Annotated in this window: 8 protein-coding genes; 6 read left to right on the top strand and 2 right to left on the bottom strand. The window is 68.7% G+C overall.

The window, feature by feature from the left end; genetic code table 11:
- Window positions 1-3 precede the first annotated feature (3 nt).
- Window positions 4-1,176: a glycosyltransferase family 4 protein gene (locus J2Y49_RS25355; protein ID WP_310117921.1), complete on the bottom strand. Its 1,173-nt coding sequence runs from the start codon at window positions 1,174-1,176 to the stop codon at window positions 4-6.
- Between the two features lie 342 nt (window positions 1,177-1,518).
- Between J2Y49_RS25355 and J2Y49_RS25350 the strand changes: the two genes are divergently transcribed.
- The 3 genes from J2Y49_RS25350 to J2Y49_RS25340 all read left to right on the top strand — a co-directional run bounded on the left by J2Y49_RS25350 (window position 1,519) and on the right by J2Y49_RS25340 (window position 6,784).
- Entirely contained in the window at window positions 1,519-4,245 is a 2,727-nt protein-coding gene (locus J2Y49_RS25350) for a carbohydrate-binding domain-containing protein (RefSeq protein ID WP_310117919.1), read from the top strand.
- A 728-nt stretch (window positions 4,246-4,973) separates the two neighbouring features.
- A complete protein-coding gene (locus J2Y49_RS25345; protein WP_310117917.1) occupies window positions 4,974-5,783 on the top strand; it encodes a response regulator transcription factor in 810 nt (269 codons plus the stop codon).
- A gap of 59 nt (window positions 5,784-5,842) precedes the next feature.
- Window positions 5,843-6,784, top strand: coding sequence for an EamA family transporter (locus J2Y49_RS25340; protein WP_310117915.1), 942 nt, complete (start codon window positions 5,843-5,845; stop codon window positions 6,782-6,784).
- A 1-nt stretch (window position 6,785) separates the two neighbouring features.
- On the opposite strand, the gene gcvA is transcribed toward J2Y49_RS25340, so the two are convergent.
- Window positions 6,786-7,691, bottom strand: coding sequence for a transcriptional regulator GcvA (gene gcvA / locus J2Y49_RS25335; protein WP_310117914.1), 906 nt, complete (start codon window positions 7,689-7,691; stop codon window positions 6,786-6,788).
- Window positions 7,692-7,820: 129 nt separating this feature from the next.
- On the opposite strand from gcvA, the gene J2Y49_RS25330 reads away from it, so the two are divergent.
- The 3 genes from J2Y49_RS25330 (at window position 7,821) to J2Y49_RS25320 (ending at window position 12,515) form a co-directional block, all read left to right on the top strand.
- A complete protein-coding gene (locus tag J2Y49_RS25330; protein ID WP_310117913.1) occupies window positions 7,821-9,479 on the top strand; it encodes a thiamine pyrophosphate-binding protein in 1,659 nt (552 codons plus the stop codon).
- Window positions 9,480-9,685: 206 nt separating this feature from the next.
- The gene (locus J2Y49_RS25325; RefSeq protein ID WP_310117911.1) at window positions 9,686-11,182 is read left to right on the top strand and encodes an aldehyde dehydrogenase family protein; all 1,497 of its coding nucleotides are present in this window, start codon (window positions 9,686-9,688) and stop codon (window positions 11,180-11,182) included.
- A gap of 88 nt (window positions 11,183-11,270) precedes the next feature.
- Window positions 11,271-12,515 carry a hypothetical protein gene (locus J2Y49_RS25320; RefSeq protein WP_310117909.1) on the top strand — a complete coding sequence of 415 codons (1,245 nt, stop codon included), beginning with the start codon at window positions 11,271-11,273 and terminating at the stop codon, window positions 12,513-12,515.
- Window positions 12,516-12,583: the final 68 nt, after the last annotated feature.

The following is a 12,583-nucleotide window of genomic DNA, read 5'->3' as shown; positions in this document are numbered from 1 at the left end:
CCCTTAGGACGTCGATCTGACCAGCGTGCCGCTCAACCCCACTCCACTGGCAAGCGGCCCCATCGCTTCCAGAAGATCCACATACTGGCCCGCCGTCACCGGCCAGTCGTGGCGTTCGGCGATGCGGCGGCCGGCTTCCCCCATGCGGCGGCGCTCCTCCGGATCGGCGGCCAGACGGCGCATCGCGCCCACCAGCGCGTCCTGCGCATCCGGGTCGTCCAGCACGACGGCCGCGCCGTCCTCCAGCAGCCAGCTGGCGCCGGCAAGCCGCGTGGTGACGACCGGCAGGCCGCTCGCCGCCGCCTCCAGCAGGACCAGCCCGAACGGCTCGTAGCGGGTCGGGAAGACGAACAAGTCGGCCGCCCGCATCAGCGCCGCCACGTCGCGCCGGTGGCCGAGGAAGCGCACGCGGTCCTCCACCCCCAGTGACCGCGCCATCGCCGGAAAAGGTCCGCCGCGCTCGTCTCCCACCACTGCCAGCGACAGGTCCGGCACCTCGGCCAGGGCGCGCAGGATGCCATCCAGATTCTTGCGGTCGCTGCGGGCGTCGCCGACGAACAGCGCCACCGGACGGCTGGGCGGCAGTCCGAACACGGCCGGGTCAGGCGTGCCGGGCCGGAATTCCGCCACGTCGACGCCGTTGTCGATCACCGCCAGCCGGGCCGGGTCGATGCCGTCCCGGCGCAGCTCCTCCGCCACCGTGCGCGACACCGCCACCAGCCGGCCGGCGCGGCGGAAACTCCAGCGCTCGAAGCCGACATTCAGCAGCGTGTAGAGCGCCCGGTACAGCGACAGCGGCGACAGACCCTTGCGCACGGGATGGGTGGGCGAGCGCATCCAGGCCGAATGGACGAAATGCACGGCGTTGACGTCCGACCGCGCCCAGCTGACGAAGCCGTTCACCACCACACGGTCGATCCCCGCCCGCCTTGCCCGCGCCAGCGCGCGGCTCGCCCGCCAGGCGAACAACTGGTCTTTTGCCAGCTGCGTCGGCACCCCGCCGCCGTCGACCGGCACCCAGCGCAAGCTGGGATGGCGCGCCAGTTCGTCGGCAACCTCCGTCGCGATGGCGACCACCTCGTGCCCGCGGCGCAGAAGCTCCTCCACGACGACGGCATTCACCCGGCCCTGCCCGTCATGACGGACGATCTTCTGCGTGACGACGGCAATGCGCATCGCGCTTCCCCTGCTCGGCTGTATCGACGGTATCGGCGGCGGTTCACCCCGGAGTGGACCACGGAGCCGCCGCGCACACCAAACAAACGAAAGAGACCAATTGCGCTCAACAGGCGTAAGTCTGCCGTCACGCGACCCAAGTCTTTCAACAGTCGAAGAAATCGCCCAGACCAAATCGATATTTTCGGAAGAGTCAAAGATGAGTCAAAGACATGTCCCATCTTTGACTCTCCAAACTGTGGCGATGACCTGTCAAGACTCCCGAACGAACAGGGTAACTCAATCGATACAGTTAGCCCGATCTTGTACTTGCTTAATCTTTGGTTAATGGGAGTCGTGCCGATGGCGATCACCGGGTCCAATCTCATCGATGTCACCTTCGCGATCGACGCGTGGGGTCAGGAAGCCGGCGGCGTCTGGCCGCATCTGGCGCTGAAGCTGGACGGCGCGACCATCGGACAGGCGACGGTGAGCAGCGCCAGCGCCGGGCGCTACACCATCAGCGCCAAGGTCGCCGCCGGGACCGCGCACAACCTGCAGCTCGTCTACGACAATGACGGGATGGCGGGCGGCGCCGATCGCAACCTGTTCGTCCGCGCCGTCTCCGTGAACGGCGCCCCGATCGCCATGACCGACCCGTCGGTGACCTACGACAAGGGCGCGGTCGACGGCCGCGACGTTGTGAAGGGTCAGGAAGCGATGTATTGGGGCGGCGCGCTGAACGTCCCGCTGCCGGCGGCCCTGTTCCCGGCGCCGGATGCGGTCACCGCCGAGCCCGCCGCGACCAAGGCCTTCAGCGTCGTCGTCAACGCCTGGGGCAAGAGCGCCGGCGGCGTGCCGCCGCACTTCAAGCTGCTAGCCGACGGCAAGGTGGTGGGCGAGGCGAAGGTGTCCGCCACCGCGCAGACCGCCTACAAGTTCACGGTCGACCTCGACCCGGCGCTCGCGCACAAGATCCAGGTCCAGTACGACAACGACGCCGTCGTCAACGGCCAGGACCGCAGCCTGTATGTCGGCTCCGTCGTGGTGAACGGCCACAGCGTCTCCTCCACCGCCGCCGGGGTCACCTATGACCGCGGCGCGCTGGACGGCAAGGACGTCGTCGCCGGCCAGCAGGGGCTGTGGTGGAACGGCACGCTGAGCGTCCCCGTCACCAAGGCGATGCTGGGCGGCACCACGACCGCGCCCGTCACGCCGCCCCCCACCACGACGCTGCCGAAGAACGAGCATACCGCCAGTGCCGGGGTCAGCAGCGACCGCCCGCCGCTGAAGTCGGACGTGTCCGCCATCTCCTGGGGCGCGGACCGCGGGCTGGCGCCGCAGCACCTGTTCTGGGAATCGGTGCCGGACTATGCCAGCTCCACCCACCTGAAGGAGACGCGCGACGTCGCCGCCGACCATCTGGCCGACGGGGTGATGCCGCTGATCGGCCTGCAGCTGTGGGAGGACACCTTCGAATACTCGCAGACCGGCGGCGAGTTCGCCAATCTCGGCGGACACAAGGCCTGGGTCTCCTGGGTCAAGGCGCACCAGCAATATCTGGGGCGCGACGCCGACGGCAACATCCTCAATTCCGACAGCGGCAACCCCTATGGCTGGGGCTATGTCAGCCCGCTGATGCCGCTGGATGCCAAGGACGCGCCGGCCGGCTGGACCGGCGGCACCGCCCATTACGGCGACTGGATGGCCGACAAGCTGGGCCGCCTGTCCGCCCTGACCGGCACCCGCGGCTATGAGCTTGCCGACTTCTTCGACGGCAGCCCGCATTCCGGCGTGATGGACTTCTTCAACACGCGGATGATCGCGGAATTCAGCGCCAAGACCGGCATCAAGGTCTCCGGCACCACCTTGGCGCAGCAGGCCGACTACATCGTCGCCAACCATCCGACCAAGTGGCTGGACTATTTCGTCGACGGCTGGGCCGACAGCTGGAAGGCGCTGGACGAGGCGATCGTCAAAAACACCGGCAAGGCGGCATGGCTGACCACGCAGGTGTCCTTCACCCCGGCGGCGATGCGCGAATTCGCAGGCGTCGACGCCCGGGTGATCGCCGAGAAGATGAACGAGGACGACATCCTGTTCAACGTGCAGACGCTCGAGCGCTTCACGATGCAGCACAAGCAGGCGCCGGCCTCCTACGAGCAGGCGATGCTGGGCATCCACGCCGCCCGCGCGCCGGACGCCCATTTCGGCCATATGATGTCCTCGTCGGAGGATGATTACTGGGGTGCGGTCAACAGCCTCTACACCGGCGTCACCGGCACGGCGCGCGAGGAGCTGGGCTGGGGCCGCCTGGAGCAGACCTGGCTGCAGAGCGGCTGGACGATGATCGCCGACGACCAGGGCGGCGTGCGCCGCGCGGCGGAACAGTGGTCGCGCAGCTATCACGATTGGGGCGAGGTGAAGCAGCCCTGGCTGGACATGCTGCGTGACATCGTGCCGACCCGCCCCTTCGGTCCGGCGCTCTATTACAGCGCCAATGCCGAAAAGGCGATGAACGCGCTGGAACCGGCCGGCAACTCCATCGGCAACGCCTATCTGGGCGAGCTGCTGACGCCGATCACCAAGCTGCACGATGCCGGCGTGACCTTCGGCTATTACGTCAGCGACGCGGCCCTGCCGGCGATGACCAAGGCCAGCGCGCCCAGCGCCTGGATCATCCCGCAGGCGACCTACAACGGCAAGAACCTGTTCAGCGATGCCGAGATCGCCGCATTGAAGGCCAAGGCCCCGGTGCTGATCGGCGACGAGGCGCTGACCTACAAGCACCCGCTGACCTTCACCGACAAGGATCCGGACGCCCAGATCACCGGCTACGGCTTCTACGACCAGAAGGACCGGCTGATCGTGGTCGCGTCCGACCGGGTGGACTTCAACGACACCGCCGCACGCAAGTCGGTGGCGACCCATGTGGAACTGCAGCTGGCCAACGGCCACTACACAGTCCAGGACCTGATCCACAACACCAGCCAGAGCTTCGACGTGGTGAACGGCATGGGCAGCTTCGACACCACCATCGACCGCTGGGACACCGGCGTCTACGCCATCACCCAGGACATGGTGGCGTAAGAGGGCGCCATAAGGCTGAACCGGACGGTTCGGGATGGGGACGGGGGCTCGCTTCGGCGGGGCTCCGTCCCGGCTTTTTTTCCGGCGCCCGAATTTTCCGGCTGGCGGCGGCTGTTTAAGAGTCTATATTATCTTCGCAGATGGGCGGTAATGGAACGGCCCTCAAAGTCGCGGTTTCTAATTGAAATTGCTTTTTAAAAATGTTCCTCTTGCAATACAGACGCGTTCTTTCAGCCAGTTTGTCTATGCCCCCTCTCCACAAGTCGTCATCCACTGGCGCTCCGCGCGACTTGACGGGGTTATCACTTCCCATATCCGGTGCAAAAAAGCCCCATTACTGTTCGCCTTCCAGGGCCGGGCTTCTCCTGCCGGGATGAAACTCTCTCCCTCTGAACCTAGAAGCCTTCCAAAAGTGATGAAGACAATGCCGTGAGTGCCGGATCATAGTTTGATCCAAATTCGATCGGACGAACACGCACCCACCGATACAACGTGCATCGTCCATCGATTTCGCACATCGCGCCGGTTCAGTGCGGCGGCAGTCGACGGAGCAATCGCGACGGCTCGAACGGGGAGCCGAAGGCAAATCGCCGGACAGAGAAACCGGCAGCCTAAATCGCCGCACCGCCCTTGCCACCCTACCGTACAGCGTCGGGGGGAGGAGCCCTTGCGGTCCGGCCGCGCGATGATGCTGCCCGCCATATCGTCCATTCCTGGGGGAGACGGACATGCCCGATCGCATTCGTGTGATTGTCCACAATCAAAGCCGATTGCTGCGTGAATCCATCCTGAACATCCTGGATGATTGCTTCGAGGTCATCGATCCGCAAAGCCGGCTTGCCACGGGGCTGTCCCCGAAGACAGCATGGAACGGGCGGGCGAACGGAGCGGGCGACCGCTATGCCGGCGGATTCTCCGCCGGCGGGGCGGTGGTCACGCTGGAACCGCCGGCGGGCGACAGCGGCACCGGGCGGGCCGGCGAACGGACTGCGGACATCGTGCTGTTCGATCTCGCCTCGTTGAAGACCGACGCCTGGAACTTCCGCAGCTGGTACGGCGAGGACGCCAAGCTGGCGATGATCGCGGACGAGTTCTCGGCCCACCACATGCGGATGGCGCTGCGTTTCGGCGTGCGCGGCTATCTCCTGAACCGGATGGCGCCGGCCGCCTTCGTCCTGGCCCTGCGCCTGATCCATGCCGGCGAACCGGTGGTGCCGGAGGAATGCTTCGACTATTTCTCGCCCACGGCACTCCGCCGCGGCGGCGAGGACGGGTCGGCGGCCCAGCATGAATCCGAACTTCTGGGCTATCCCGGCCTCTACCCGCGCCATGCACGCATCCTGAAACTGATCATGGACGGATGCAGCAACAAGGAGATCGCGCGCGAAATGCTGATGACCGAGGATCTGGTCAAGCTGCACGTGCGCCACATCATGCAGACCATCAACGTCCGCAACCGCACCCAGGCCGCCCTGTGGGCCGCCCAGAGCGGCATCATCCAGGAGATGGAGTATTTCCTGGAGCGGACCGTACCCTAGGACCCGCTCCTTCGAAGCGTAACCTTGCGGGTTGGGGGCGCGTCGGCTATGCACCCTGCATGAGCGCCGACGCCTTTCCCGAATCCATCCGCCCCCATGCCGCCCCGCCCTCGGCATCCGAGGTGCGCCGTGCCACCGGCGTCGGCGCCATCGCCATCCTGCTGTGGTCGACGGCGGCACTGCTTACCTCGCTGTCCAGCGCCATGCCGCCGCTGCAACTGGTGGCGGTCACCTTCGGGCTGGCCTTCCTGACCGGCAGCACCATCGCGGCGGTGCGCGGACGCAGCGTGCTGGGCGCGATGCGCCAGCCGCTGCCGGTCTGGCTGGTCGGGGTCGGCGGTCTGTTCGGCTACCATGCCTGCCTGTTCCTGGCCTTCCACCTCGCGCCGACGTCGGCCGTCGAGGTCAATCTGCTGAATTACCTCTGGCCGCTGTGCATCGTGCTGTTCTCCGCCCTGTTGCCCGGAGAAAGGCTGAAGCCCGGCCACGTCGCAGGTGCGCTGTGCGGGCTGGCCGGCACGGCGCTGATCGTGTCGGGGCGCGGCGGCGGTCTGCACCTGGATGGCGGCAATCTGGCCGCCTACGGCGCGGCCCTGGCGGCGGCGCTGATCTGGGGCGCCTATTCGGTGCTGTCGCGCCGCTTCGGCTCCGTCCCGACCGAGGCGGTGAGCGGCTTCTGTCTCGTCACCGCTCTGCTGGGCCTGACCGGGCACCTGCTGTTCGAGGAGGCGACCGTCTGGCCGCAGGAGATGCTTGGCTGGCTCGTCCTGCTGGCGCTCGGCATCGGACCGGACGGGCTGGCCTTCTTCGTCTGGGATCACGGGATGAAGCGCGGCGACATACGGGCGCTGGGCGTGCTGTCCTATGCCGTGCCGCCGGCCTCCACCCTGCTGCTGATCCTGTTCGGTCAGGCGAGCGGCGGCTGGACGGTCTGGGCCGCCTGCGCGCTGATCGCCGGCGGGGCGGTGATGGCCAGCTGGGACATGATCCGCGGCAAGTGACCTACCCGACCGGCCGGTCCCCCCGCGCCTCCGCCAGCAGCCATTGCCGGAAGGCGGCGAAGGGCGGGTGGTTGGCCTTGCCGCGGGGGTGGACCAGGTAATAGGCCCGCGCGCTGCGGTGGGGCCGGTCGATGGCCGGGACCAGGGTGCCGTCTTCCAGCTCGGCGCGGACCAGCAGGGTCGGCAGCAGCGCGACGCCCAGCCCGGCCTCCGCCGCCTGGGCGGTCGTGGCGAATTGTTCGAACACCATGCCGGCACCGGGACGGGGCGCGAGGCCCTGGGCCGACAGCCACTCGTTCCAGGCATCGGCGCGGGTGCTGGTGTGCAGCAGCGGCAGCGACGGCAGGTCCGCCGGCTCCGTGACCGGATGCGCCTCAAGGAACCTGGGGGAGCAGACCGGCAGCACCTCCTCGTCCAGCAGATGGTCGCAGACGGCGTCGGGCCAGTCGCCGAACCCGTAATGGATGGCGGCGTCCAGGTCGTGCAGACGGAAGTCGAAGGGCGCCAGCTTGGTGGTGAAGTGGATGGTCACCTGCGGGTGCGCCGCCTGGAAGGCCGGCAGCCGCGGCACCAGCCAGCGCGTGCCGAAGGTCGGCAGGATGGCGAGGTTCAGCACGCCGCCCTTGGGCGCCGCGATGGTCCGCACGGTGGCCGCCGCGATCTGGCGCAGCGCGTCGCGGATCGGATCGGCATAGAGCGCGCCGGTCGGGGTCAGGCTCACCCGCTGGCCCTTGCGGGTGAACAGCGCGGTGCCGATCTGCTCCTCCAGCGCCTTGACCTGCCGGCTGACGGCGCCTTGCGTCAGCGACAGCTCCGCCGCCGCCGCGGTGAAGCTGCCGGTGCGGGCCGCCGCCTCGAAGGCGGTCAGCATGCTCATGGAGGGGAGAAGGCGGCGCTGCAGATCCATGACCGCTTCATTACCAAAGCTCATGACGGCAGGAAAGAAAGTCGTTTGCGCCCTGGCGTGCGGCACGGCACGGTCGGTATCCTGGAGATATCCGGAAAATTCCCATAGGCAGGGCGGGGCGGCATCGCGATGAAGACCGGTGGTCAGTTGATCGTCGAAGCGCTGGAGGCGCAGGGCGTGCGGCGGGTGTTCGGCGTTCCGGGCGAGAGTTATCTCGCCGTGCTGGACGCCCTGCACGACAGCCCGATCGAGATGGTCGTCGCCCGCCACGAAGGCGGCGCGGCGATGATGGCGGAAGCGCAGGCGAAGCTGACCGGCCGTCCCGGCGTCTGCCTCGTCACCCGCGGCCCCGGCGCCACCAACGCCGCCTCCGGCATCCACGTCGCCCAGCAGGACGAGACGCCGCTGGTCGTGCTGGTCGGCCAGATCGAGCGCGGCATGCGCGGCCGCGACGCCTTCCAGGAGGTCGATTACGGCAAGCTGTTCGGCGGCATGTGCAAGTGGGTCGCCGAGATCGACAGCGCCGACCGCGTGCCGGAAATGATCTCCCGCGCCTTCCACACCGCGATGGCTGGCCGGCCCGGTCCGGTGGTGCTGGCCCTGCCGGAAGACACGCTGACCGAGACCGCCGACGTCGCCGCCGCCCCGCGGGCGGAGCCGGTCGACAGCGCCCCCACCCCCGCCCAGCTGGCCGCCTTTGGCGATCTGCTGGGCAAGGCGGAACGGCCGCTTCTGGTCGTCGGCGGTTCCCGCTGGACGGAGGAGTCGGTCGCGGCGCTGCAAGTCTTCGCTGAGAAGCTGTCGCTGCCGGTGGCGGTCACCTTCCGCCGCCAGATGCTGTTCGACCATTGCCACCCCCTCTATGCCGGCGACATCGGGCTGGGCATCAACCCGAAGCTGGCGGCGCTGGTCAGGGACAGCGACCTGCTGATCCTGCTGGGCGACCGCTTCTCCGAAGTGCCGTCGCAAGCTTACGAACTGCTGGGCATCCCCGATCCCGGCAAGACGGTGGTCCACATCCACCCGGGTGCCGAGGAAATCGGCCGCGTCTATCGCCCGGCACTCGGCATGGTCGCCACGCCGGCCGCCTTCCTTGAGGCGACGGCCGGCGTGCCCGTGACGGGCAAGCCCGGCTGGGCCGCCCGCGCCGAAGCAGCGCACGCCGCCTACCTGGCCTGGAGCACCCCGCCCGACTCCCTTCCCGGCGACGTGCAGATGGGCCGCATCATGGCTTGGCTGGACGAGCGGCTTGAGCATGACGCCGTCTTCACCAACGGCGCCGGCAACTACGCCACCTGGATTCACCGCTTCCACCGCTTCCGCCGCTTCGGCACCCAGGTGGCGCCCGTCTGCGGCTCCATGGGCTACGGCCTGCCCGCCGCCATCGCCGCCAAGCTGCAGCACCGCACCCGCGACGTTCTGTGCTTCGCCGGCGACGGCTGTTTCCAGATGACGGGGCTGGAGTTCGGCACCGCCGTGCAGGAAGGCGCCGCCGTGATCGTGCTGCTGGTCGACAACGGCATGTACGGCACCATCCGCATGCACCAGGAGCGCGAGTATCCCGGCCGCGTATCCGGCACGATGCTGAAGAACCCGGATTTCGCCGCCTTCGCCCGCGCCTATGGCGGCCATGGCGAGACGGTGGAGACCACCGACCAGTTCGCCCCGGCCTTCGAGCGCGCCCGCGCGTCCGGCCTGCCGGCGATCATCCACATCAAGCTCGACCCCGAAGCCCTAACCCCGAGCCGGACGCTGTCCGAAATCCGTGCGGCGGGCAAGGGGAAGTGATTTAAGGAACCCTGCCCTCTCCCGTCCCGGGAGAGGGAGGGGCCCCACGAAGTGGGGAGGGTGAGGGGCCGGACAAGAATTGAGAACCGCAAGGTTCCTTGGATCGCCCCTCACCCTTCCCACCGCTTCGCGGCGGGCCCCTTCCCTCTCCCGGGACGGGAGAGGGACCATCTAACGCCTCGCTTTTTTATCCAAGGAGCCACCCGGTGCAGCACAGCGATATCCTCTCCCGTTTCGGCCTGACCTCCAGCGGAGCCGGGCTGACCGCCCGGTCGCCGGTGGACGGCGCCACGCTCGCCACGGTGGCGGAGACCGCGCCGTCGCAGGTGTCGGACATCGTCGCCAACGCCGCCCGCGCCTTCGAGGCGTGGCGCTCGGTTCCGGCCCCGCGCCGCGGCGAGCTGGTCCGCCTGCTGGGCGAGGAGCTGCGCGCCGCCAAGGAGGATCTCGGCCGTCTGGTTTCGCTGGAAGCCGGCAAGATCTACCAGGAAGGCCTGGGCGAAGTGCAGGAGATGATCGACATCTGCGACTTCGCCGTCGGCCTGTCGCGCCAGCTCTACGGCCTGACCATCGCGTCGGAGCGTCCGGGCCACTCCATGCGCGAGACGTGGCACCCGGCCGGTCCCTGCCTCGTCATCTCCGCCTTCAACTTCCCGGTGGCGGTGTGGTCGTGGAACGCGGCGCTGGCGTTGGTCTGCGGCGACCCGGTCGTCTGGAAGCCGTCGGAGAAGACCCCGCTGACCGCCGCCGCCTGCCAGATGATCTTCGACCGCGCCGTCGCCCGCTTCGGCGATGCGCCGGCCAACCTGTCCCAGGTCGTCCAGGGCGGCCGTGAGATCGGCGAGGCTCTGGTCGCCCACCCCGGCTTCCCCATCGTCTCGGCCACCGGTTCCACCCGCATGGGCCGCGAAGTCGCCAAGGTGGTGGCGGAGCGCTTCGGCCGCTCGATCCTGGAGCTGGGCGGCAACAACGCCATGATCGTGGCGCCGTCGGCCGACCTCGACATGGCACTCCGCGCCATCCTGTTCTCCGCCGTCGGCACCTGCGGCCAGCGCTGCACCACGCTGCGCCGGCTGATCGTCCACCGCTCGGTCAAGGACCAGCTGCTGCCGCGCCTGAAGGCGGCCTACGCTTCCGTGTCGATCGGCAGCCCGCTGGAGTCCGGCGTGCTGATGGGACCGCTGGTCGATGCCGACGCCTTCAAGGCGATGCAGCGCGCGCTGGAGTCGGCGAAGGCCGAGGGCGGCACGGTGACCGGCGGCGAGCGCACGCTGACCGACCGCTTCCCCGATGCCTATTACGTCACCCCGGCCATCGTCGAGATGCCGGCCCAGACCGACGTGGTCCGGCACGAGACCTTCGCGCCGATCCTCTATGTCATGACCTACGACACGCTGGACGAGGCCATCGCGCTGCAGAACGGGGTGCCGCAGGGCCTGTCCTCCTGCATCTTCTCCACCGACGTCCGTGAGACGGAGCGCTTCCTGTCGGCCGGCGGGTCCGACTGCGGCATCGCCAACGTCAACATCGGTCCCAGCGGTGCGGAGATCGGCGGCGCCTTCGGCGGCGAGAAGGAGACCGGCGGCGGCCGCGAATCCGGCTCCGACGCCTGGAAGGCCTACATGCGCCGCCAGACCGCGACGGTGAACTACTCCTCGGCGCTGCCGCTTGCCCAGGGCATCAAGTTCGAGATCATGGGCTGATCGTATCTGTCCCGCGGCGTCATCGCCCCTTGCGACCGGCACCGCCCGGCGCGACACTTCCGCCATGAACGGTCGGGAGCAAGGGGCGATGGCGGACGCGGCAGCTCATACGCTTCTGGCGCGCCTGCAGGCCCTGCGGGCGGCGCCGGAACCGCTGGCGGCGCTGCTGGCCGATCTGCGCGGGATCGAGCATGGCGGCGATCCGCGCTTTGCCATGACACTCGACCATTATCTGGAAAGCTGGCTGGGCAGCCAGCCGCGCGAGGTGTTCCGGCTTGCCGGTCCCCGCCTGCTGATCCTCGCCCCGGCCGAGGCCGCCCCGCTGCTCGATGCGGGGGCCAGGGCGCTGGCGCACACCCTGTTGTCGCACGGCTTCGGCACGCTCCACACCGACCGCTACGATATGGCGACGGAAGGCGAGCGCCTGTTCGCCGACCTGTTTCCCAACGACGGCACCGCAGCCCTGCGCGAAGCGGCCGAACACGCCCCGACCGCGGCGCTCGCCCATCTGCTGGAGGTGGAGCGGGTCCTGCACGGCGCCGACATCGACAGCATTGTGCGCGAACAGCCGGTCTGGTCCTTTGCCGACAGCCTCGCCGATGGCCGCCCGGCGGTGGTTACCACCGAACTGGCCATATCGCTGGAGGAGCTGGAATCGCGGCTTTCCCTGTCGCTGCGCCGCGATTCCTGGCTGCGCCACGAGGTGGCGGTGCGGCTCGACCGCGGGCTGTTGCGCCATATCGCCCGCGATCGCAGCCGCGATCCCCGCCCCTTCGCCATCGACCTGCACACCGCCACCGCGCTGGACGACGGCTTCGACGAATTGGCACGCGCCATTCCGGCGGAGATGCGCGCGCGGATCACCGCGGAGCTTCCCTGCTGGGAACTTTCGCTGGCCCCGGCGCGGGTGGTCGCGGCGGCCGGACGGTTGGCCGACGCCGGCTTCGCGGTGGCGTTGGACCATGTGCCGATGGCGGCGCTGGCCGGGCTGGAACTCGGCGGGCTGGAGCCAGCTTTCATCAAGACACAATGGATTCGCGGAGCCTCCGGCGCCGCCGATCTGCTGACCGCCGCCGTAGAGCGTTTCGGCGCCGGGCGGCTGGTCCTCTGGCGCTGCGACGAGCCGGCGGCGCTGGAAACCGGCCACGCAGCCGGGGTCGCCCTGTTCCAGGGCCGCGCGGCGGACGCCGCCTCTGTCGCACCCTGGCATCCGAGCGAAAGCGTGCCGCGCCCCGTGGCGGAGGAACCGGAAGAGCCTGCCCCATCCGAAACAGCACAACCCACCCAGCCCCCACCCCCGGGCCTGCTCGGCCGCCTGTTCGGGCGCGGCTGACCGCCGCAGGACGTTTAGAAAGCCCCTCTCCCCTTGCGGGAGAGGGGCTTTTTCACAAAGCCAACTTC

The organism is Azospirillum sp. BE72 (assembly GCF_031455875.1).
Classification (GTDB): domain Bacteria; phylum Pseudomonadota; class Alphaproteobacteria; order Azospirillales; family Azospirillaceae; genus Azospirillum.
This window is presented reverse-complemented; position numbering and strand designations above follow the sequence as displayed.